We start from the raw sequence: 23,393 nt of genomic DNA, 5'->3' as shown, positions 1-23,393 counted from the left end.
ATTTTTATAATGAAAAAACTGATTGTAATCTTAAGTATCCTAAGCGTTTCGTTTGCAAATGCACAGGCTTTTAAAGGAAATACTGATAATAAATTCCAAATTGGTGCCAACTTCCAAGATAAGGCCACAGGGATTGGTGTAAGCTATGATTATGGTCTTGGTGAAAATATCTCTATAGGTATAGTAGGTGCCTACGCTTTAGGTGTAAAGGAAGAATTGAATGCTAGTTTTGGTGACCGTTTTGATGTTAAGGGCCGTTTCAACGCGCATTTAGGAAGCGTTCTTAATATTGATGAAAATTTTGATGTTTACCCAGGCTTGAACTTAAGTTTAAAGAATTTTGGTGGCCATGTGGGTGCACGTTATTTTTTCTCTAATGGATTCGGAATTTTCACAGAGGCAACTTTCCCAATTGCTAAATACAAGACCAACATTACCAATCCAGCGGAATATATCTACAATCAATTTGTACTTAATATTGGTGCGTCATTTAACTTATAAACAACATTCTAATTGATATTTAAAACTGTATGGTTCTTCGGAATGGTACAGTTTTTTTGTTGGTGGTGGTCCGTTGTCAAAAATCAACATTCTTCAACCCTTAACCTGGCTCTAAAAAATGGTACATTCAGAGAATTCGATAATCAATCTTGGCTACTTTTCACTCACCTCTGAATACTCCTCTCTAATACCTAATTCCTCATCCCTAATCCCTACTCAAAACACCTCATTCACCTTATCATAAACCAAATGACTTTCCCATCCTCTATAAAACAGATAATCTGCCAACTTTTTCTTTTTCTTTAAGACATTCGTTTCTTTGATACTTTCTGCCTTCTTTTCAGCTAGAGCATGAAAGGTTTCCATATATTCTTGGTCGGATATGGTTTGAAGCGCCATGGTAATTAAGGTTTTACCGATATCTTTTTGTTTCAGCTCACGAGTTAAACGCTGTTTCCCCCATTTTTTAATTCTGAATTTTCCGCTGACGAAAGCTTTGGCGTAACGCTCTTCATTTAGAAAATTGTCCTGCATCAATTTTACCACGATATGGTCAATAGCTTCAGGAATCATATACATGTCACGCAGTTTTTGGATGACCTCCTTATGACAGCGTTCTTGATAACTGCAGTAGCTCTCCATTCTCTTCAAAGCTTCATCGACGGTATAGGTTTTTTTTGTGAACATATGCAAAAATAGTAACTAATTCATTAATACCCATAAAAATGTAACATGTTGATTGTAAGACTTTTTAGCTTATATTTGATGACCTGTGTTAGTAATACGTATTAATTAATTTCCTCATGATTAAAAAATACACCCTCTTATTGGTAGCATTCTTATGCATTGGTTTGTCTGGGTATGGGCAAGGCTCGGAGAGTTTTACGAACATTCCAACATCAAGTCCTAATACCTATCAACCCCGAAGTTGGACGGGAGATGATGGAACAACTATTTGGAATGCGACCAACGCACGCACGGATCAAATATTAAATGGTAGAGCAATTTGCCTAAACAATACTGGATCCATAACCTCTCCAATTTATTCTGGAGGAATTGGAATGTTATCCTTCACCTATGCAAGAGCATTTACAGGTCTAGGTCCACGTAGCATAACGGTTTGGATCAATGGGGTTCAGTGGGGCTCTGAGATTATTGTTTCACCAAGTTCTGACATTCCGACAATATACAGTAGTAATGTAAATATTGTTGGAACAGTATTCCTTGAATTGCGCACTTCAGGTAATCAGATAAAAATCGATGACATTTCCTGGACAGCAGCGTCTACAGCTACGGTAGATTACTGCAACCTCCAGTTTCCTCAAAATGGAAACATCACAGTAGGAAACGGATTTGATGTTTATGCCCAAGTTTACAAAGCTGGAATCACCGAAGCTGCGGGACAGGGTGCTGGCATTTCGGCTTGGATCGGCTATAACATCCTAAACAATAATCCAAACTCAGCAGAATGGACATGGCTGCCTGCAACTTTTAACGGACAATCAGGAAATAACGATGAATATGTTGCCAACATCGGTACGACATTAACTTCTGGAACCTATTATTACGCAAGTCGATTTCAATTAGATGGTGGACCATACAGCTATGGTGGTTATAGTGGATCAGGTGGTGGTTTTTGGGATGGTACCTCCAATTTGAGCGGCGTATTGAGCGTGGATACCGTCGATTTCTGCAACCTACAATTCCCAGGAATCGGAACCATCAATTTAGGAGATGCTTTTGATGTTTACGGACAAGTATATGAACAAGGGATCACCCCAGGAACTGGCCAAGGCCCTGGTATTATAGCAGAGATTGGTTATAGTCCTACAAACACCAATCCAAACACATGGACCAATTGGATTCCTGCGACTTATAATGCCGCTTGTTTAGATTGTAACGATGGACAGAATGATGAGTATGCCGCTAATTTAGGTGCTGCCATTACCAGTCACGGAATCTATTATTACGCCACACGTTTTCGATTGAATAGCGGCATCTGGTCATACGGTGGCATTATGGCGGATGGTTCAGCAGGCAGCTTTTGGGATGGGTCGACCTATATTTCTGGAGTGTTGAATGTGATGGCACCTGAAATTAGGGTGGAGGGTAACTTAGGCACATTCCCTGAGATTGTTAATGGGGATAATTCCCCGCAGGGTACTGATAATACATTATTTGCTGCTCAATTTATAGGTGCTACCCAATCCAAATCCTACCGCATTCAGAACCTTGGCAACTTTGATCTAACCGTTTCCAACGTTACGATTATTGGCGCCCATCCTGGAGATTTTACAATAATCATAAATCCCGCTGGATCAATTTTTCCTGGAGAATTTTCAATTTTAGAAATTGAATTCTCGCCTTTAGCGGCTGGTAATAGAAATGCAGTCGTGTCCATCTCTAATAATGATCCTGATGAAAACCCCTATACTTTTGACATTCGAGGCACAGGACGTTGCGTTACGACGACCAGCTCAGTTAGTCCATCGATAGGACCCATTGGAACCATCGTGACTGTTACCGGAACAAATTTTGACGGCTCTACCCTTGCTAGTATGAGCGGTATTGCAATGGCAACAACCTTTATCAATTCGACCACCATTGAAGTGACCATTCCAGTTAATGCGGCAACGGGTCATATCGTAGTGGTCAACAGCATTGGATGTATCAGTACCATCCCATTTACTATTATAGACAACCTCATTGGAGGTTGCGAAGGAAGCGCTAGTCTTTCTGATTTATTTATCAGCGAGGTTACTGACGCCACAGTAGGCGGGTTAAGTTATATTGAAATCTATAATGGTACAGGCGCAACGGTACCATTGGGAGAGTATTCTTTAAGCATCTATAACAATGGATCAAGCGCTCCCACTCATACGTTTTCACTTCAAGGTGTCCCTTTAGCAAACAATTCAACCTATGTCGTAGCCATTGGGGTTGCTACAAATCCAACCAATTCGAACTCATGTTCACAAGAAGGTGCAAATGGTCAATTTGCGGCTTTAACAAACACTTTTATAAGCGGCATTAACAAAAAAGATAATGAACACGACCTCATCAGATTATTAAAATCCAATGGGACGGAAGTTGTTGATCAATTTGGCGTATATATGGATAATACATGGATGGATGCGACACTGATTACCGGAGATCGAGGATTTAACTTTAGACGTTTGAATACTGCTTCTTTGCTCCCAAATCCCACTTTTAATCTTAGCGAATGGAATATCATTGATTGGGTAGGTTCAGGTCCCAGCTCATGTGGCACAAATGATTATTCAGATATTGGACACTACGATTATTCAGGAGGCGCCTCGCCTATGCTAAACGTTCAGCCAATTGCACCAAACTCAAACTGCATTTTAACGGCAACATTACAGGTTTCGGGAACAGAAGGTGTTCCGGGTGGATTTCCGTTAACCTATCAATGGTATTATAACGCACCTGGAACCGTAAATTGGGTCGAAATATTGGAAACAAATCTTGACTACTCCGGTCAACAAAGTAGTGCTTTAACCATCCTGAGAATCCTTAATTTGGACGGTTATCAATATTACGCGCAAATCCGTGAGAGTAGTGCAACATGCTATTCTGCCAGCAATGCCGTTAGATTGGAGATCAATCAGACAACCTGGGATGGCTTAAATTGGAATCCGTCAATTCCAGACCAACATACAACTGCAATTATTAATGGGAATTATACAACAAGTCCTACATCTGGAAACTTTACTGCTTGTAGCCTCGTTGTAAATTCTGGGTTTACCTTAAATATTACGGATGAGTATTATGTGGAAGTAATGACTGATGTGCTTGTCAATGGAAATTCGCCTATGAACTTTGGTGAAATCGTGGTCGAGAGTAAAGGAGCGTTTGTGCAACGCGGGGATGACGGCGATGCAGGACGTTTTACATTGGAAATCCCAGCCTCTGCAAGGGTTAGAAAATCTACTGCACCAAAGCAGAATTGGTATGACTATACCTATTGGAGTTCGCCCGTAACCAATGAATCCGTCGAATCTGTATTGAGTATGGCATCTCCCAATAGACGGTTTTATTTTGAGGCTGCAAACTATGAAGACATCAATGGTGATGATGTTGATGATAATGGTGACGATTGGCAGTTAGCCACCGGAAGTATGATTCCGGGTGTAGGCTATGCCTCTACTTCTAACAACTCCGGAACATTCCCGCGAATTGATGCCACCGTGTTTAATGGCGAATTCAATAACGGAAATATCTCAGTCACCATTCATACAAATGCCATTGCGACCGACAAGGACTGGAATTTTATTGGGAATCCATACCCATCTGCTATTGATTTTAAACTCGTTCATAGCCAAAATTCGGATGTCATATCTGGCGCAGCATATTTATGGAGTCAAGCCAGTCCACCTTTGGCAAGTAATCCCGGCAATCAAGTGCTTAACTTCAATAGAAATGATTATGCCATAATTACTACTGGAAGTGGAAATACAGCTGGTGGAACAGCCGAAATGCCCTTGGATTATATTCCGACAGGTCAAGGCTTTTTTGTTATAGGAATCAATGACGGCGGCATACTAACCTTCAAAAATTCCATGAGGATGGCCGACGCCAATAGCAACTCTCAGTTTTTCAGAAATGCTCCTTCAGACGTACCAAATAAATTCTGGATTAACCTTACCTCAGATAATGGGGTCTTTAATCAAGTTTTGGTGGCTTATGTGGATGGTGCAACTGATGGGGTTGACGGATTTGCCTATGATGCTGAGCGCAATCTGTCAACGGGTTTGAGTGCCGTCATATACACGGAAATTCCTGAAAGTAATAAGAAATATGCCATTCAAGGAAAAGCAGTTAACAGTTTAAGTTTAGAAGAAGAAATTCCCTTAGGATTGAAGACTTCAATTTCACAGCCAACCTTGTATAAATTGTCCGTTGCCCAGACTCAAGGTCAATTTTTTGACGAAAACAATCTCTTTCTAAAAGATGAATTCCTGAATATTCATCATAATCTATCGGTCTCTGATTATAATTTCACCTCAGCAACTGGCGACTTTAACAATCGCTTTGTTATTGTATTTCAAAACAAAACCTTGTCCGCGGTCAACTTTATTATGGACACCAAAGATTTATCTATTATTGAACTTAGTAACGCCCAAGTTGAATTCTCTGTTGGACAAAATCTGAGTATCATATCCGTAGAAGTTATGGATATATTGGGTAGAACTCTAAATCAATTCAAAGGTAACAATACCACTGAAATTTACGATCTAAGCCATTTAAGTCAAGCTGCTTATATTGCCAAAGTCGAACTTTCCAACGGACAAATTATTACCAAACGGTTTGTTTTAAGTTCTGGGTTCTGAGCTTTTAAGTTTCGAGTTTGGCATTAAATTGAACCGTCTTGGTTCTTGAATCCAAAGTCTTAAAGCGTATATTTTAAAGCCACTATAAAATTACGACCGGGAGCCGCAATTCCTGACGAGTAAGGTTTATAGCGTTGGTCGGTAATATTTTCCAGACTGGCAGTTAAAGATATGGCATCGCTAAATTCATATTGGGTTCTTAAATTTACTGTGTACCATGATGGTGCATAAGGATTGCCACTAGCATCCAATGCGTAGATATAATCCTTACTCTGTTCAGAAGGCGCCAATTGATTATAAGACAAGGCGGCATTATATCTAACAAATCCATCCACTTGGAATTTTTCATTTTGCCATATTAAATGGGTGGCACCAAACTGTGGCGCAGCGTGGCGCAAGGGTTTTTTTTCGCCATTATTGCCCTCTTCTTCACCTCCAATGATGTTATAATAAGATTTCAATTTTAGCGCTTTGGTAAAATTGACATGCATTCCAACTTCAACACCATATATGCGAGATTCTGCTGCATTCTGAATGGCCTGCACAGTGCTCAACTCGCCATCATACATAATTTCGGAGGCACCATTCAATGTGAAATCACGTCGTACCAAAGTATTGTCCAAATGTGTATAATATGTCGCCATATCTAAAATAAACACATTTTCGAAATTCAGTTTGACACCCAATTCAAGTCCGTAAGCATATTCTGGTTTTAGATTATCATTTGGGACCACTACTGCTCCAGGTTCAGAATCAAAGACTTTTCCAAGATCATCTATATTGGGCGCTCTAAATGCCGATGATGTATTTAATCGTATCCCAAGGGTTTGGTTTGGGTTCCAATTGACACCTGCCGTTCCCGTAAAAGCTCCGGTATTGATTCTGGTGGCAGTATATGGCAACTTGAGATAGGCATTGTTTTCTGTAAAATCTGCATGGACAATCACATGATTGTAGCGAATGCCTGTTTGAAATACAAATTTTTGATTGGGTTTGAACTTAAGACTTGTATAAGCGGCCATTGATTGCCAATCTGATCCATTGGGATAGCGCGAAACTGTTGGGACACTCGTACCTGTTTGGATGTTTTCTTGCATCCCGCCAGAAATGACCTGATTGTAAATATATTCCAATCCGTAAAAAAATTCCGTTCTTTTTCCAAATTGCTTTTCAAGATCCAAATTAAATGATAGGGCATCTACTGCTTCCTCCTTGATATGTCTTTCAGTTTTACCGAAATCTCTATCCATTCTACTTTCCTGAAAATTTTGATAGGCTACTGTAGATTGTATTTTATCATAAAGATTGGAATTGCTACTTAATTTTGTCACTTGCAAATTCCCCATAAACCAACGTTGTGGTCCATAATTCCATTCCGCCGAGCGTAAAGTTCCATTTTTGTAACGAAGCAATCGGTCATATCTTGAATACTCGGATGTGGTAGTATAATACAAACCTAAATCAAAGCTCCAATCTTGTTTGGGCTCATATCGAATCTTCTGTAAAAGGTTAATTTGGTCATAACCAGTAGGAATTTGTATTAGAGGATCATCATTTGCGACGATCCGGTCAACACCCTCAGAAGTTTGCACATATTCTGACCGGATATAATCTATGGGACCATGGTTTCCCATTCGTAAATCATCAAAATCAGTATAACTCACACTGGTGAAAAAAGCCCATTTTTTTAATCCGAAATTCAAATCAATATGTCCAGTTTTCTCCTTGTTGGCCGTGGCATATCGTCCTACAACACTTCCTTTAAAATATAGCGAATCAGAATAAGACAGTTGTGGCGTTTTTGTGTAGAAACTCATCACTCCGCCAATGGCATCACTTCCATAAACCACTGAACCCGCGCCCAAGGTGACCTCTGTATTTTGAATGGTAAAGGGATCAATAGAAATTACATTTTGTAAATTACCGCCTCTAAAAATGGCGTTGTTCATGCGTACCCCATCCACCGTCATCAAAAGACGATTGGCAGACAAACCTCTTATCATCGGACTTCCACCACCCATTTGACTTTTTTGAACAAACACATTGCCGCTATTCTCCAATAGATCTGCACTGGTTTGTGGGTTTGAAAATCCTATGGCCTTTGCATTGATATTGATAATTTTTTGTGGAATATCTCGTTTACTTTGTTGAAATTTTGAAGCCGAGACCACAATTTCATCCAAACCTTCAATTTTCGGTTTTAAATAAATTGTTCTATTGGAAATATCCGAAGTGATATAACTGCCGCTTTTATAAAGCAAGTGCTCTATAAAAATCAATTCATCTGCTAAGAATCGGCTCAAATTGGCAACACCATCAATATCTGAAGTTGTTGATCTGCTTTTTGAAGCATTGTAAATAGCCGCTCCAGCAATTGGAAGGTTTGTGAATTCTTCTAAGATTTTAACGTTCTGTGATTGTCCCGAAGCCATAGCGATTAGGAAAGCACTTATCAAAAAGAAAAATCTCATAGTGTAAAACTTGGTTTAACGAAACACTTCATTAAATACTTGAAGTGATTTTGGTTTTCTAAAATCGGATAGGTGTAATTCAAAATAAAGCAGTAATAAATTCAGAAAGGCCTGTCTTTGTTTTGAATGCAGCTTTAGAGAGTTCAGACCATCAAACTTTATGCCCAATAGCTGTTTCATGAGTATTAAATTTTCGCCTGAGATGGTGTAAGGTGTTTGTTGCTTGAGCTCGAAACTTCCGGAGCGTAAATTAAAGTATGGAAAGTCAGATTGTGAGGTGTCTGGATAAAAACCCAGATGTTTAGAAAGTTCTAATAAAAACAACAAATGGAAGTTCGCGAAATCGGTTTCATGATCCAACCACTGAAGCGTGGTTTCCAAAAATTCATACAAAGACGGATTTGCTTCTTCTTCTTTTAAGGTAGTCGACAAAACTTCTGACAAAAACATAACTATCGCGCCTTTTATGATATTGGTATGCATGCTATGGTAGACCACACCTAGTTTGACATCAGTAATATAATGCAAGGACTGGTTAGCCCTGTAATTCTCTTCAATTTCTAATTGTGATAAAGGCTGGTAATACGCAATTTTAGAATTACTTCTTTTGCTTTTTAAAACACCGCGCAATAAATAGCTGACAATACCTCTGTTTTGGGTATAGCATTTTACGATCACATCATGGTCTCCATATCTTATCTTGGAAAGAACGATCGCGTTGGTTTTAACTAACATAGTCTGTTCAAATGAGTGGGTTACCTGATGATCAATAATTTTAAGACCTTGGTTTCAAAAGAATCCAAGTCAGAAATCAAAATCAAATAAACTCCTGAAGCCACAATATTATTGGCTAGGTTTTTACCGTTCCAAATGGCAGTTCCGCCATCAATTGCAAAATTATAGTTGGAACGAGAAGCTCTTAAATTGGTTCTTGATTGCGCTTCAGCAACGAGATTACCTTCAATATCGGTGATTTTTATATTGACATTTTCAGTGATGCCTCTAATTTTGACACCTTTATTAATATCATTCAAACTGCTGGCACCAAGAATATCATATTCTGGCCTTACAGGATTTGGATAAACAAAAGCACTTGCCAATTCCTCTTCTGGTTTGGAACCTCCAGAAGAAAAAGACACCAATCCTTTTGATGTCGCAATATAAACTTTGCCATTTTGCGCATCAATAGAAATGTCTTTAATAAAATTGGAAGGTAATGGGGAGTTTTTTGTGGTAAAATGGTAGATGGTTTGTTGTCCATCAGGAGAAAAATAAAAAATGCCGGCATCTAAAGTTCCAATCCACTTATTATTGGAGCCATCCACTTTAATATCTGTAATATATTGGCTGGACAATAGCTCCTGCGGAATGCCATCGTCAAGCACTACAATTTCCTTCACACTCTGGTTGGGCGAATCGAAAAAACCACCAGTGTTATAAAGCACTCTCAAGCCTTTTATTGTACCAATCCACAGTTGATTGTTGTTATCCACTGCAACCGCTGAGACCACCTGGTCGGGCATATTCTGCTCTTCAGAATTTATATAACCTATCTTGTTGCCGTTTTCGTTAAAACCAATGAGGCCTTTCTTATACGCACCAATCCATTTGGTGCCACTTCTATCGATCACCAAATCACCAAAGCCAAATTCGTCAAGAAGAGGGTTTTGAATGATTTCACTAAAACTATAACCCCGCCATTGTCCAGTGCTTGGGTTGTAAGACTTTAAAGCCTTATCAACACGACTGGTCATGGTCCATAATACCCCATTCCTATCAAATTGAGACCCCGTTTGTCTGACGGAAGGATCGTTAGCAGCAATAGGTTCCAAGCCACTATTGTTCTGATCCAATAATACGGTTGCCACTTCATTATTGAGCTCTAAAATTCCTTGTTGACAGGCGCTTATAAATACTTGGGTCGGATTAAAGGGATTCACAGCTATATAATTCAGGTTCTGGGCATTTAAAAGACTGCTAAAAGGCGTGTTTATCCAATTTTCCTCAACTAAATGACTAAGACCGTAGCTACGCAATGGGTATGGATTGTAGGAAACGGTATAATCTCCATAGGTGACCCACAAATTGTTATTCCCAGCTTCAATTTTAAAAGCATCATTCATAAGTGGTCCTTCTGGCCTGACCACATCGTAGGCCATCGTATTTGAAAAGTTGGTTTTTAAAACACCTGAACTGCTTGTTCCTATATAAATATGATTTTCAGTGATTGTGGCAGTAGTAAAACGCGTGTTCAACTCCGATTGAAGCGTCGCTGTAGCCAATGTGGCAAAATTACTATTGTAAACATACACATGGTTTCCAGTGGTAATTACTAAATTATCATTTACAGCTTTTGTATCTAATGGCAAATCAGAATATGTAAATAAGTTAGTGAACCCACCATTGGAAACTTCGTAGACTACATTATTAGCGTTGATGGCATACAATCGACTACCGACACTTTCAACCGAAACAAAACTCCCGCTGCCTAAGGTTTGCCACTGCTGATAGTCTATAAGATTCGGATTAGATAATGCTGCTGCTTTTATAGCATTATTATTCCCACAAGCCGCGTAAATGGTATTATTCAGCACCGTAGTTTGGTTCACATTAATTTGACTCCCACCATTACCAATAAAATAGGAATCCCCAAACTCCAGCCGTTGCAAGTTATAAATCGAAATACCAAAGTCAGTAGAGATATAAGCCAATCCATCAAGAACATTAAAATGATTGATGCGCTTAAGGTTTGGAGGAATGGTTTGTTTATCAAGAATATCGACCACCGACAGTATTTCATTTTCTGGACCTGAAACTATTTCAATGAGACCGTTTTCGTAGCCAATCAATAAGGTGTCATAAGCGTCACTATAGGCAATCGTAGAAATGGTTTCTCCGGATAAGCCTTCTATTGTGGTTATGGTTTCTATTTGATTGGATGACAAATCATAGGTGAAAATTGCATTCTCAGAAGCTCCATAAACTTTATTGTCACCAATAGCAATATCCTTAATATTATAATAGGAAAAATAACCTTGCCATAATGTTGAAAAATCCTGCGCCTGGGAAGAAAGCACTAGGAAAAATAAAAAAACGGAGGTCACCTGTTTTATCATAGAATACTAATAGATGTCAAAGATATTTATTACTAACGACATTTTTAGTCTATTCATATATTAAGAACATAAATAAGGCTCCAATAACATCTTATTGAAGCCTTTAAATCAGTCATATTTTAATAAATTATACTACACCTTGTGACAACATAGCATCTGCTACTTTAACAAACCCGGCAATATTTGCACCCTTCACATAATCAACAAAACCATCTTCCTGCTTTCCGTAAGTTACGCAAGACTGATGGATATCTTCCATAATGGTCACTAATTTCCCATCAATCTTCTCTCTATCCCAAGAAAGTTTTAAAGCGTTCTGGCTCATTTCCAAACCAGAAGTTGCAACGCCACCTGCATTTGCTGCTTTTCCTGGTCCAAATAAAACCCTTGCCTTTTGAAATACCTCAATTGCTTCTGGCGTACATGGCATATTGGCGCCTTCGGCAACGACGATAACATTATTTCTTACAAGTAGCTTAGCTTCTTCCTCATTCAATTCATTTTGTGTGGCAGATGGTAAAGCGATATCGGCTTTTACTGACCAAGGTCTTCCTTCGTGGAATGTTGCCGATTTATACGTTTCTGCATATTCGCTTATTCTTCCACGTTTCACATTTTTTAACTCCATAATAAACGCGAGTTTATCAACATCTATTCCATCCCGATCATAAATATACCCAGAAGAATCAGACATGGTCACTACTTTCGCACCAAATTCCGTTGCTTTTTCACAAGCATATTGTGCTACGTTTCCAGATCCTGAAATGGATATCGTTTTTCCTTTTAAGGTTTCATCCTGAATCGCCAACATGCTTCTTACAAAATATACGAGTCCATACCCGGTCGATTCCGGTCTGATCAAAGAACCACCATAAGACAATCCTTTACCGGTCAAAATTCCGGTGAACTCATTTCGCAATTTTTTATATTGCCCAAACATATAGCCGATTTCTCGAAAACCAATACCGATATCGCCAGCAGGAATATCTGTACTCTCACCGATGTGTCGGTATAATTCATTCATGAAAGATTGACAAAAACGCATGACTTCGTTGTCACTTTTCCCTTTAGGATCAAAATCAGACCCCCCTTTTCCACCTCCCAAAGGAAGCGTAGTAAGCGAGTTTTTAAAGGTTTGTTCAAATCCTAAAAACTTTAGAATACTTAAATTTACGGTTGGGTGAAATCGCAACCCTCCTTTATAAGGTCCTATTGCCGAATTGAATTCAACCCTAATGCCTCTATTTACCTGAATCTTGCCTTTATCATCAACCCATGGAACCCTGAAAATAATTGTGCGCTCAGGTTCAACCATGCGCTCCAATAGCATCTTATCTTGGTATTTTGGGTTTACTTCTATGTAAGGTAAGATGGTTTCTGCTACTTCGTGGACTGCTTGTAAGAATTCTGGTTCATTGGGATTATTTCTACGTACATAATCTAAAAAAGATGCTGTTTGCTCTGTCATTTATTAACTTATTATCAGTATTTATTGCATTTAACCCCGCAAATATAGGCATATTAAAGATTTTAATGAATTTTTCTCAATGAAATAATAAAACATTTATTAAAAATTATGATATCCATAAATCTATGGTAATCCATTGAGCAATTTTTATATTTCCACCTAAAAAAGTAAGCAAATAAATCAATATCATAACAATCAAGATTTTTTTTTTGTTATAATCTTCACGTTGCTAATGTTTTGTTTGGAACTTAACTCAGTTTTCATATATTTGTTAATACCAACTCCGTTAAATAAACAACACTATATGGCGCCTAGTTTGAAACAGTTATCCATAGTATCTGTATTTATTATGGGTATTTCAACAGGCTTTTCTCAAAACAGATTCACAAATGAACTCGGTATTATTGTTGGGCCTACAGCTTTTCAATCGGATTTCGGGGAGCGTCGTGATTTTGAAAGTACCGCAGGAAACACAGGTTTTGGGATTGGGATTGTCCACTTCATGAATTTTGAGGATACCCCTGGATACAAGCCTTATGATTATTTTAACCATCACTTTAAATTACGCAGCGAACTTTCTTTTAACACCACCAAGCTTAAACATTTTGGTAAATGGGCAGATCCCTCAAAAACAGGGGTAAATGCCGATAAATTAAGAGCACATACTGGAGAAACCCAAAATATTGATATTGGGATGCAACTGGACTACTTTCCTTTCAGTCTTCGAGAGTTTTCCTATGCCACGAATTCCTTCACACCATTTATAAGTTTTGGAATACATTATACTTTTTATAATCCTAAGGTTTCCACCTCGTACGGCGATGGCAATGCGAAAAACTTGGATAACTTTTATGGCCCATGGCACCGTTATTCTAACGGAACAATTAGAGATACTGAGTTTGTAAATATTCAAAGTGGAACCACTTTTTCCCTTGTGGGAAGTGTCGGCACCCGATATAAAGTTTCTTATTACTCGGATTTCATGCTCGACCTAAGATGGCAACACTATTTTAGCGACAAGGTGGATGGCTTAAACCATATATTACCTTCTAATAAATCCAATGATTATATGGTATGGTTAAACATAGGTTTTATCCATTATTTTGACTAAAATCAAATAATCCACCCATTAATTTCAAAATCGGTTCCTGTTATTAAATCAGATTTCTTTAGCCTATGGCCTGTTTTAAATCGGCAATCAAATCTTCTTCATCTTCAATCCCAACACTCAATCTTATTAAGGAGTCCACAACTCCAATTTTTTCACGCTCCTCTTTCGGTATGCTGGCATGCGTCATACTAGCTGGATGCCCTGCTAGAGATTCAACACCGCCTAAAGACTCTGCCAAAGTGAAGATTTTCAAATTTTCAACAATCTTGATGGCTTCTTTGTAATTGTTTCCTTTTGTGGTAAAAGATACCATTCCACCAAAGTCTTTCATCTGAGCTTTTGCAATATCATGATTCGGATGGTCTGAAAAACCTGGCCAATACACGTTTTCAATCTTTGGATGCTGTTTTAAATACTCAGCTACGGCCTTTCCGTTTTCACAATGACGCTGCATTCTAATGTGCAAGGTTTTAATCCCTCGCAACACCAAAAAACTGTCTTGAGGCCCACATACCGCACCGCTTGCATTTTGGATAAAATACAATCGATCTGCGAGCTCCTTATCTTTTACAATCAGCGCTCCCATCACCACATCACTATGGCCTCCCAAATATTTTGTAGCGGAATGCATTACGATATCTGCACCCAAGTTCAAAGGTTGTTGTAAATAAGGTGTCGCAAAAGTATTGTCAACCGCCAATAAAATATTATGCTTTTTTGACACTGCCGCTGTGGCTTTAATGTCTATAATATTCATCATTGGATTTGTGGGTGTTTCCACCCAAATCAGCTTTGTATTTTTGTTGACATAAGATTCAATCTTGGAGGCGTTCTCCATCCCAACAAAATGGAATTTGATTCCAAAACCTTCAAATATTTTTGTAAACAAGCGATAAGTACCGCCATAAAGATCATTTGTTGAAATGACCTCATCTCCAGGTTTTAGAAGTTTCATGACCGCATCAATAGCAGCCAAACCAGATCCAAAAGCCAAACCATGTGTGCCGTTTTCGATACTTGCAAATGAGTTTTCCAATGCCGTGCGCGTTGGATTACCGCTTCTTGAGTATTCATACCCTTTATGACCTCCAGGCGTGGTTTGCGCATAGGTTGTTGTTTGATATATTGGCGGCATCACAGCACCATAAGCTTTGTCATACTCCTGATTTCCATGAATGGTTTTTGTGTTGAATTTCATAACAGAACATTTTGTTGACAACAAATTTAAGCTTTAAGTGCTTGGTTACAAAAGGATGTAATATCTTTATTGATTGTTTAACAAAACCTCAAATACCTTGAAAAAACTAAGTTTATTTCTGATGATAGCTTTGCTGATATCAGCTTGTAACAAAGACGTCAAATTAACATTCAAAACCCAACACATCGAAAAATCAACTGATGCAATAATTGTTATTGACTATCCAAAAGCCATAGGAACAAAAGATGTTTCCCATAAAATAAATCAGCAGATAGAACACGTCATTGCCAATGAAATGAATATGGCCGACACTCCAGAAAATGACATTTCTATTTCTGAAGCCGTTTCACAATTTGACAAAGAATATAAATCGTTTAAAAATGATTTTCAAGACAGCAGTCAAAAATGGGAAGTTAAAGTGGACGGTCAAGTAATTTATGACGCTCCAGAAATCATTTGCGTAAGTCTTCAAACTTATACGGATACTGGCGGTGCCCATGGAAACGGAAGAACTACATACTTAAATTTCAACCCAGAAACAGGAGCTCTATTTGAACAAAAAGATCTTATCAAGAACTTAGACCAGTTTAAAAAAGTTGCTGAAAAAGCATTTAAGGATCAAACGAAACCAAAGGATAATGATGAGACCATGGAAGATTTTTTCTTTGGTGAGGATTTTCAGTTACCATCAAACATAGGCTACACCAATAACGGCTTGGTATTACTTTACAACAATTACGAGATTGCATCTTACGCGCAAGGTATAACAGAAATCGTCTTGCCTTACGATCAAATCAAGGAACATCTAAAAGTGAATCCCTAGTATTTTACTTTAAAACAGTCCGGAGTTATTTAAAATCGCGCCTATTTCACCAAAAACTTCAAGAAATTGACATCGCAGTTGAAGTGGCTTTATTTTGACGACCATCATTTTAAACCTTAAAACAAACTATTTTGAAAAAAATATATCATTTAAAATCGTGCAGTACGTGTATCAGAATCATCAAAACACTTGAATTGCCTTCTGATTTCGTTTTTCAAGATATTAAGAGTGATGAGATTACTACCGAACAATTGGAGGAACTTCACATGTTATCGGGCAGTTATGAGGCTTTATTTAGCAAAAGAGCGCAACGCTATAAAGCCTTGGGTCTTAAAGACAAAAATCTGACGGAAAAAGATTTCAAAAATTATATACTTGAACATTACACCTTCTTGAGCAGACCCGTTGTGGTTTATAACGATCAGATATTTATTGGAAACAGCGCCAAAACCGTAGAAGCTGCAAAGAAAGCAATTCATGAAAGCTAAAGCACTTCAATCTGTAACTCTCAGAAAGAACACTAGAACCTAATTATTTTCGAGATTCCGTCCGAAAAGGGCGAAATATAAAACATTAATCGAGTCACCAAAAACCTGAAAGTCTTAACTTAAGTTTATTGGCTTCTTGCCAAATTTACGCGTATCCTCCTTGGTCAAGATTTTAAAATCCTTGGATTTAGGGAAGGTATCCATCTCTTCCAAAAATTCTGCCGGCAACCCCGTTAATTGACGGGATTTCAAATTAATCCAAGCACCTAAAAGCTCACAATTTGCCAAGTTCTCTCCCTTTTGATTGTAGATATTATGTTCAATCCTAAAAAACATACCGTCTTCACTCAAACCCGTAACTTCAAGACTTACACGTATTGGCGTGCCCAAAAAGGCTTCCTTAAAATAAAAGATATGCTCATAAAAAACAACAGGGCTGATTTGAAATTTTGCGAGATTAGTCAATGAAAACCCATGGTCTTCAAAAAAAGCCACACGCGTATGGCTCATAAAATTTACATAAGCAGAATTCGCCAAATGTCTGTTGGCATCAACATCACTCCATCGTATTTCAAAATTCTTTAGATACATATTTTTCAGAATATAGATGATAGATTTTAGAACATAGAGCTGATTTTAAAGTCTTAAAAATCACCACTAATTCAATAACCCTATCTCTTGGTTACAAATTAAAGAATACAAATTTAGAATTTTTAAATGTCTAAGTCACAATTCCATCGACTTATTAGCTCAAGAAAACTGATGATTTTCATTACCTTTGTGCAACTTTTAAAATAAGTCCATGATACAATCCATGACCGGGTACGGAAAATCTGTAATTCAGCTTCCTACTAAAAAAATATCTATAGAGATCAAGTCGCTTAACAGCAAAAATCTCGACCTGAATACCAGAATGCCATCTTTATACAGAGAAAAGGAATTGGATATTCGCAAATTAATCGCTTCAAAGTTGGAGCGTGGGAAAGTTGATTTTTCATTGTATATGGAGATTACTGGCGAAGAGACTTCAACACAAATCAATAAAACCGTAGTTAAACAGTACATCAAGCAATTGAAAGAAGTGGTGGATGGAGACGAAACAGAATTGCTCAAAATGGCCATTCGTTTACCAGATGCTGTGACTACGGAACGTGATGAGATGGATGAAGACGAATGGGGCGAAATTGCAGCAGAAATTAATACGGCTTTAGATAAAATTCAGCAATACCGTTTGGATGAAGGCAAAAGTTTAGAATCCGAATTTTTTGATCGTGTTGAGAATATATCCGATTTACTGGAACAAGTTATTGCCATGGACCCTGAGCGTATTGAAGCGGTGAGAGAACGTTTGCACAAAGGTGTTGCAGAATTAAAGGAAAAAGTAGACGAAAACCGATTTGAACAGGAATTGGTTTTTTATATCGAAAAATTCGACATTACTGAAGAAAAAGTACGCCTAAAAAACCATTTGGACTATTTCATTAAAGCACTTAAAAGCGATGATTCCAACGGTAAGAAATTAGGGTTTATCAGTCAGGAGATGGGACGTGAAATCAACACCATCGGTTCAAAAAGCAACCATGCACCTATGCAGAAATTGGTGGTTCAGATGAAAGACGAATTAGAAAAAATAAAAGAGCAACTGTTGAATGTTCTGTAGTCGGTAGTTGGCAGTTGGCAGTCCTCAGTAGACAGTCTTCAGCAGGCAGTTGACGGCTAGAAGTAATTGGAAAACCATATATTAAAAAAACACTTAATTAGTGACAAAACTTAAAGACATCCCAGGTCAAGGGAAACTCATCGTATTCTCAGCGCCTTCTGGCTCAGGCAAAACAACACTTGTGAGACATCTACTCCAACAAGAAGAACTTAATTTGGAGTTTTCCATTTCGGCAACTTCAAGAGAAAAAAGAAATAACGAGACCGACGGTAAGGATTACTACTTTTTAGACGCGCAAGCATTTAAAAACCGGATTAAAAATGATGAATTTTTAGAATGGGAAGAAGTTTATCGTGACAACTTTTACGGCACCTTGAAAACCGAGGTGAAGCGCATCTGGGCCAAAAGAAAAAATGTCATCTTTGATATTGATGTTTCGGGAGGTTTACGTATCAAACGAAAATTTCCTGATCAAACCATTGCCATTTTTGTAAAACCACCAAGTATAGACGAATTAAAGATTCGTTTAAAAAAGCGTCAGACGGAAAGTAATGATAAGATCAATATGCGCATTGCTAAGGCTTCCGCCGAATTGGCGACTGCACCTTTGTTTGATGTCATAGTAATTAACGATGATCTTGAAAATGCCATTTCGGAATCGTACAAATTGGTATCCGATTTTGTCAACGGAGAAAATAAAAAATAAATTAAATTATAGAGATGAAAATCGGACTCTACTTTGGCACGTTTAACCCCATTCATATTGGCCATCTCATCATTGCCAATCATATGGCTGAACATAGCGATCTTGACCAAATTTGGTTTGTGGTCACGCCCCAAAGTCCGTTTAAAGTCAAAGCGTCCATGCTTGATAATCATGATCGTTTTGAGATGGTGTATCGAGCCACGGCAGACTACCCTAAATTACGCGCCAACGATATTGAATTTGGAATGCCTCAACCCAACTATACCATAAATACACTTGCCTATCTTCAAGAGAAATTTCCAATGCATGAGTTTGCATTGATTATGGGTGAAGACAATCTAAAAAGTCTCCACAAGTGGAAAAACTACGAATTGATTTTGGCCAACCACCATATTTATGTGTATCCAAGATTATCAGAAGGGAGTGTTGAAACTCAATTTGATCAACATCCTAAAATCCATCAGGTTTCTGCTCCTATCATGGAATTATCCTCTACGTTTATAAGACAATCCATAAAAGAGGGCAAAAACGTTAAACCCATGTTGCCCGAGCATGTTTGGGAATATCTGGATGAAATGAATTTTTATCGTTAAAATCACTGCCTTTCGACTGCGCTCAAGATAAACTACAGCAGGGATCTCAAATAAACTCGAAATAACATAAAAACCTCTCAGGCTTTCAAAACCTGAGAGGTTTCCCCAATTACAATACAGGAATTTCAATCGTATTTATCTCGTTCTTATAAATGATAATATCAGATTGAATCTCATTTTTATTCAAATGAAACGTTTCTTCAAAAAGACCTTGATAATATACAATCCCCTCTAATAAATTACTCTTAAAAGCCGACCATTTCTTGATGTTTTTAATAGTTAGTTCATCAGTAAAGGTCGCGATATCATTTTTCAAATAATCAACATACATTTTTAATTCCTTAACAAACATATTCGGTCGGTAAGCTTGCGATAGAACCGACGTTCCTCCATAAATATGCTGAACCATTTGAGACAATGAGACTTCTTTATCAAAATAAGCTAAATTGGGTCCTGGACAGATGACCACACCTTGTTGCTGGCCTTTTATAGGAATTTCGTTTTCAAGATAGGAGGCATTGGCCAAACCAACACAAAGACATGCCTTTTCTGTAATTTTACTTTTAGCGATTTCATACTGCGAAGATGCCATAGTCTCTTTTTTCAAATCCAATTCTGATAGTTTCACATCTTGATATTTCTTTGATGCGGTGCAAACACCTTCCGCTCCAAACTCTTTGCTTAAAGCCAAAAACTTTTTAGGGCATGAACTACCTGCTTTATTACTATCAATCCGCCCTTGCTTATAAAACTCATTTGAGGTGCCTTTAAGTGTATTAAAAGGCACACCCAATGGCGAAATGTTACTTAAATATAAATCCGCTTCCTTAGCATCTGCCATAAGTTTTCGCGTTTCATTATCTACAGAAGTCGCTTCTGGAACTAATAGGAAGGGTGTGCCCCAACCTACAGAATCCACCTGATAGTTATCCATTAAAAACTCATGTTCAGCCGCAGTACCAACGCCGCCTTGAACCGTAATCTTGATTTCTAAAGGATGTTCGGGAACATCTATCTGTTTATCTACCAAGGTCTTTACAAAAACATCATGTGTATCTTGTAGTAACTCCGCTTTTTTCCTTTTAAACTCCTCCAAAATTGGTCCTAATAAAAACCCTTCGGTTGCAAACGCATGGCCACCACAATTCAAGCCGGACTCTACACGGTATTCTGAAACCCAAAGTCCTTTTTTGGCTAAATATTTGCCTTGAATCAATGCGGAACGGAAATCGCTCACCTTCAAAATAATTTTCTTTTTTAATTGGCTTTTGCCATCCGGATAAAAATCCTTGAAATTTTCAAAATAACTATATAATCTTGGATTCATCCCAGCAGAAAGCACAACGGAGGACGACAAATTACTATTTGCAAAACCACGGAGCGACGCATGGGCATCATTAAATTCTACCGGTAATTGCTCAGATCCCTTGAAATTATCTTTATCAATTTTGGTCATGATGTTCACATCAATTTCTCCGGCAGACAAATGCGTATCGATATAGTTTTTAATAGTTTCCTTTATCAGCATTCCCTCTTCCAGCATTGTTGAAAGGCCTTCTTTTATGCTCGATTTATTAGGAAGCATGCCTACAAAGTTTTCTAGGGCAGATTTACTCTCTGATAATTCTTCCTTGAATTTCCCGAACTTGTCTTTAACGATGGTGTCCACTAAATTTAAATACGCCGTGATGCGTTTGGCGCGATAATCTTCTGCTTTTTTGGAAATCTCCTGATAGGGTAAACTGAATTTCTGACTATAAAAAGCATTCATTTTTTCTATAAGGTCGTCATCAATAATAGAAATGACGGACGAAATACCGAATTGCGCAACGCGAATGGGACTATCTATGGTATAAGCTAAACCCATGACAGGAATATGAAAACTGTGGGCTTGTTTGATGACTATCATAATATATATATGTGATTTTAACAATAAATAAGTCCCAAAATTGGTAAAATTATTTAATCCATAAGATGACAATTATCATGCGTTATTCCGTATTAATTGCTTTATTTTCAGAAAGATGAACCTAGGTTCAGATTTTGTAATATCCTTTATAATTTGAAACTTATAGAAGGATCGAGATACATGCCAAGTTTTTTATGCTGCGAGCTAACATTATAATGAAGAAAGATTTAAAGGGAAAATAATAGAATTTATAAGATTTATAAAACCATTAAGAATGTTAAATAAGAAAGGTCTAAAATAACAAAGCATTTTAAATTAAGGATAAAAAATCTCAGAGGTTCTATACCTGATATTCAAGCGAAAACTGCCTTAGTAGGTGTTTTAAAAGTGATAAAACGCATTTTCATAATGCGTCAATTCTTCCTTTGTTTTATTCTTCAAAATGGCGATAATATCAAATCGTGATTCCAAATCAATATCGTTTTCAATGATAAAAGCATCCATCGCTTTGACCAATAGTTTTATTTTACTTGGCGTGACAAAATCTTGGGGATCACCGAAAAAATCGGAATTTCGGGTTTTGACCTCCACACAAACCATCATATTATTATGCTTTGCTATAATATCAATTTCAGCTTTTTGGAAGAAATAGTTTTTGCGCACAATCTCGTAACCTTTTGAGAGAAGGTATTCTGCAGCTAGTTTTTCGCCAATTTTCCCGAGTTCGTTGTGATGTGCCATTATTCCTGCGAAGGCAGGAATCTCCTCCTGCTATTTTGAACTAATTTAAAATGTCACGAATATAGTTTTCAGTGTAAAGTCAGCAGTTAGCAGTCGGCAGTGAGCTACTAAGAAAAACTCTACTTGTCAAATTTCACCGTTGATGCCGCTTTCCCAACGGAAAGTTCAATGTTCCGACCAAAAATCATCGCTCTATTATCATCTTCATGTCCGGCCGGCATTTTAAATGCAATAGGAAAATCATAATCAGCCAAGGCGTCTAAAATCAATTGTTCAATAGAGCTTCCCCATGGGGTAGGGTTTTCCCTGACTTTAGAGAAATCGCCCACAATAACACCTTTACAATTATCAAAATAACCGGCACGTTTTAAACTTTGCAACATCCTATCGGTATGATAGGCATATTCACCAATCTCTTCAATAAATAGGATTTTTCCAGAAGTATCAATGCTGGTATTTGACCCTAACATACTATGCAATAGTGTCAAATTCCCACCAACCAATTCGCCGCTGGATGTTCCCACTTTGTTATACTCGGATGCTTCCAAAGTATAGGCCAAAGGTTTTCCGAAAATAGCATCCTTAAAAGTGGTCACGGATTCTTCAATGCCTTTCAAGTCTTTAGAAATGCCTGCAGCCATGACCGCATGTATGGTTTCAAACCCTAAAGTGTGCAATTGACTGTGTAATGCCGTAATATCCGAATAGCCTATCACCCACTTCGGTTTCTTCTTAAATTTGGTATAATCCAATTTATCCAAAATCCGTACGGTTCCGTAACCGCCACGTGCTGCCCAGATGGCACTAATGGTTGGATCGTCCATCGCCTGTTGAAAATCGGCACATCGCTCCGCATCGGTTCCTGCAAAATGATTACTTTCAGAATATAGGTGTGCTCCCAATACGGTATGCAATCCCCAACTCGCCATCAAATCTTGGGCATTTTGGATCTCTGCATTTCTATTTTTGAGAACACCAGACGGTGCCACAATAGCCACTGTGTCTCCAGCCTTTAAATATGCAGGACGCACAAGCGTTTGTTGTTTCATAAATGACGATTTTTCTTGTGCAAACACGTCTTGTGGGCTTAGCCACAAAACAAGGCAACTTAAAACGAGGGTAAATGAGATTTTCGACATAATGTAAAAATACATTTTTTTTCCAAATAGAGGTCAAAATGCGTACTTTTGTGGCTTCTAAAAACAGTGCGTCGTGGTGAGTGAAACAAAGCAATCTGTCAGTTCAAAACTGCAGTTT

Annotated in this window: 18 protein-coding genes; 8 read left to right on the top strand and 10 right to left on the bottom strand. The window is 37.9% G+C overall.

The annotated features are described in order from the left end of the window. The first annotated feature begins 9 nt into the window (after window positions 1-9). On the top strand, window positions 10-501 hold the full coding sequence (locus ESZ48_RS03210; protein ID WP_129015851.1) for a DUF6646 family protein: 492 nt from the start codon (window positions 10-12) through the stop codon (window positions 499-501). 216 nt (window positions 502-717) lie between these two features. Here ESZ48_RS03210 and ESZ48_RS03205 read toward each other — a convergent pair whose 3' ends face one another. Then, on the bottom strand, window positions 718-1,188 hold the full coding sequence (locus ESZ48_RS03205) for a regulatory protein RecX (RefSeq protein WP_129015850.1): 471 nt from the start codon (window positions 1,186-1,188) through the stop codon (window positions 718-720). A gap of 116 nt (window positions 1,189-1,304) precedes the next feature. On the opposite strand from ESZ48_RS03205, the gene ESZ48_RS03200 reads away from it, so the two are divergent. Next, the gene (locus ESZ48_RS03200; protein ID WP_129015849.1) at window positions 1,305-5,852 is read left to right on the top strand and encodes a choice-of-anchor D domain-containing protein; all 4,548 of its coding nucleotides are present in this window, start codon (window positions 1,305-1,307) and stop codon (window positions 5,850-5,852) included. 59 nt (window positions 5,853-5,911) lie between these two features. On the opposite strand, the gene ESZ48_RS03195 is transcribed toward ESZ48_RS03200, so the two are convergent. The 4 genes from ESZ48_RS03195 to gdhA form a co-directional block, all read right to left on the bottom strand. After that, on the bottom strand, window positions 5,912-8,323 hold the full coding sequence (locus ESZ48_RS03195; protein WP_129015848.1) for a TonB-dependent receptor: 2,412 nt from the start codon (window positions 8,321-8,323) through the stop codon (window positions 5,912-5,914). A 15-nt stretch (window positions 8,324-8,338) separates the two neighbouring features. After that, window positions 8,339-9,058 carry a DNA repair protein RecO gene (gene recO, locus ESZ48_RS03190; protein ID WP_129015847.1) on the bottom strand — a complete coding sequence of 240 codons (720 nt, stop codon included), beginning with the start codon at window positions 9,056-9,058 and terminating at the stop codon, window positions 8,339-8,341. 20 nt (window positions 9,059-9,078) lie between these two features. Then, a complete protein-coding gene (gene porZ, locus ESZ48_RS03185; RefSeq protein WP_129015846.1) occupies window positions 9,079-11,439 on the bottom strand; it encodes a type IX secretion system anionic LPS delivery protein PorZ in 2,361 nt (786 codons plus the stop codon). Between the two features lie 127 nt (window positions 11,440-11,566). Continuing rightward, complete coding sequence (gene gdhA / locus ESZ48_RS03180) at window positions 11,567-12,907, bottom strand: NADP-specific glutamate dehydrogenase (RefSeq protein WP_129015845.1); 1,341 nt, start codon at window positions 12,905-12,907, stop codon at window positions 11,567-11,569. 304 nt (window positions 12,908-13,211) lie between these two features. On the opposite strand from gdhA, the gene ESZ48_RS03175 reads away from it, so the two are divergent. Further along, the gene (locus ESZ48_RS03175; RefSeq protein WP_129015844.1) at window positions 13,212-14,018 is read left to right on the top strand and encodes a THC0290_0291 family protein; all 807 of its coding nucleotides are present in this window, start codon (window positions 13,212-13,214) and stop codon (window positions 14,016-14,018) included. 58 nt (window positions 14,019-14,076) lie between these two features. Here ESZ48_RS03175 and ESZ48_RS03170 read toward each other — a convergent pair whose 3' ends face one another. Then, entirely contained in the window at window positions 14,077-15,237 is a 1,161-nt protein-coding gene (locus tag ESZ48_RS03170; protein ID WP_262707954.1) for a cystathionine gamma-synthase, read from the bottom strand. 76 nt (window positions 15,238-15,313) lie between these two features. On the opposite strand from ESZ48_RS03170, the gene ESZ48_RS03165 reads away from it, so the two are divergent. Then, complete coding sequence (locus ESZ48_RS03165) at window positions 15,314-16,039, top strand: DUF3298 and DUF4163 domain-containing protein (protein WP_129015842.1); 726 nt, start codon at window positions 15,314-15,316, stop codon at window positions 16,037-16,039. Window positions 16,040-16,170: 131 nt separating this feature from the next. Then, entirely contained in the window at window positions 16,171-16,527 is a 357-nt protein-coding gene (locus tag ESZ48_RS03160) for an arsenate reductase family protein (RefSeq protein ID WP_129015841.1), read from the top strand. A gap of 114 nt (window positions 16,528-16,641) precedes the next feature. Here the strand turns inward: ESZ48_RS03160 and ESZ48_RS03155 are convergent, their stop codons facing one another. Next, a complete protein-coding gene (locus ESZ48_RS03155; RefSeq protein WP_129015840.1) occupies window positions 16,642-17,118 on the bottom strand; it encodes an acyl-CoA thioesterase in 477 nt (158 codons plus the stop codon). A 211-nt stretch (window positions 17,119-17,329) separates the two neighbouring features. Here ESZ48_RS03155 and ESZ48_RS03150 point away from each other — a divergent pair, with 211 nt between their 5' ends. From ESZ48_RS03150 to nadD, 3 genes are all read left to right on the top strand, one after another. Beyond that, a complete protein-coding gene (locus ESZ48_RS03150; RefSeq protein ID WP_129015839.1) occupies window positions 17,330-18,187 on the top strand; it encodes a YicC/YloC family endoribonuclease in 858 nt (285 codons plus the stop codon). Between the two features lie 100 nt (window positions 18,188-18,287). Next, window positions 18,288-18,893: a guanylate kinase gene (gene gmk / locus ESZ48_RS03145; RefSeq protein WP_223266340.1), complete on the top strand. Its 606-nt coding sequence runs from the start codon at window positions 18,288-18,290 to the stop codon at window positions 18,891-18,893. Window positions 18,894-18,907: 14 nt separating this feature from the next. Next, entirely contained in the window at window positions 18,908-19,486 is a 579-nt protein-coding gene (nadD, locus tag ESZ48_RS03140; RefSeq protein ID WP_129015838.1) for a nicotinate (nicotinamide) nucleotide adenylyltransferase, read from the top strand. 109 nt (window positions 19,487-19,595) lie between these two features. Here nadD and ESZ48_RS03135 read toward each other — a convergent pair whose 3' ends face one another. From ESZ48_RS03135 to ESZ48_RS03125, 3 genes are all read right to left on the bottom strand, one after another. Further along, a complete protein-coding gene (locus ESZ48_RS03135; protein ID WP_223266339.1) occupies window positions 19,596-21,395 on the bottom strand; it encodes a hypothetical protein in 1,800 nt (599 codons plus the stop codon). A 381-nt stretch (window positions 21,396-21,776) separates the two neighbouring features. After that, complete coding sequence (locus ESZ48_RS03130) at window positions 21,777-22,136, bottom strand: YraN family protein (RefSeq protein WP_129015837.1); 360 nt, start codon at window positions 22,134-22,136, stop codon at window positions 21,777-21,779. A 119-nt stretch (window positions 22,137-22,255) separates the two neighbouring features. Then, a complete protein-coding gene (locus ESZ48_RS03125; RefSeq protein WP_129015836.1) occupies window positions 22,256-23,275 on the bottom strand; it encodes a S66 peptidase family protein in 1,020 nt (339 codons plus the stop codon). Between the last annotated feature and the right edge of the window lie 118 nt (window positions 23,276-23,393).

The sequence above is a fragment of the Gelidibacter gilvus genome (assembly GCF_004115975.1).
Lineage (GTDB): Bacteria > Bacteroidota > Bacteroidia > Flavobacteriales > Flavobacteriaceae > Gelidibacter > Gelidibacter gilvus.
The sequence above is the reverse complement of the archived record's forward strand: the minus strand, read 5'-3'. Positions and strand labels throughout refer to the sequence as shown.

Coding starts and splice junctions, on each gene's coding strand:
- ESZ48_RS03210 (WP_129015851.1), top strand. CDS start 10: ATGAAAAAACTGATTGTAATCTTAAGTATCCTAAGCGTTTCGTTTGCA.
- ESZ48_RS03205 (WP_129015850.1), bottom strand. CDS start 1,188: ATGTTCACAAAAAAAACCTATACCGTCGATGAAGCTTTGAAGAGAATG.
- ESZ48_RS03200 (WP_129015849.1), top strand. CDS start 1,305: ATGATTAAAAAATACACCCTCTTATTGGTAGCATTCTTATGCATTGGT.
- ESZ48_RS03195 (WP_129015848.1), bottom strand. CDS start 8,323: ATGAGATTTTTCTTTTTGATAAGTGCTTTCCTAATCGCTATGGCTTCG.
- recO (WP_129015847.1), bottom strand. CDS start 9,058: ATGTTAGTTAAAACCAACGCGATCGTTCTTTCCAAGATAAGATATGGA.
- porZ (WP_129015846.1), bottom strand. CDS start 11,439: ATGATAAAACAGGTGACCTCCGTTTTTTTATTTTTCCTAGTGCTTTCT.
- gdhA (WP_129015845.1), bottom strand. CDS start 12,907: ATGACAGAGCAAACAGCATCTTTTTTAGATTATGTACGTAGAAATAAT.
- ESZ48_RS03175 (WP_129015844.1), top strand. CDS start 13,212: ATGGCGCCTAGTTTGAAACAGTTATCCATAGTATCTGTATTTATTATG.
- ESZ48_RS03155 (WP_129015840.1), bottom strand. CDS start 17,118: ATGTATCTAAAGAATTTTGAAATACGATGGAGTGATGTTGATGCCAAC.
- ESZ48_RS03150 (WP_129015839.1), top strand. CDS start 17,330: ATGATACAATCCATGACCGGGTACGGAAAATCTGTAATTCAGCTTCCT.
- nadD (WP_129015838.1), top strand. CDS start 18,908: ATGAAAATCGGACTCTACTTTGGCACGTTTAACCCCATTCATATTGGC.
- ESZ48_RS03135 (WP_223266339.1), bottom strand. CDS start 21,395: ATGATAGTCATCAAACAAGCCCACAGTTTTCATATTCCTGTCATGGGT.
- ESZ48_RS03130 (WP_129015837.1), bottom strand. CDS start 22,136: ATGGCACATCACAACGAACTCGGGAAAATTGGCGAAAAACTAGCTGCA.
- ESZ48_RS03125 (WP_129015836.1), bottom strand. CDS start 23,275: ATGTCGAAAATCTCATTTACCCTCGTTTTAAGTTGCCTTGTTTTGTGG.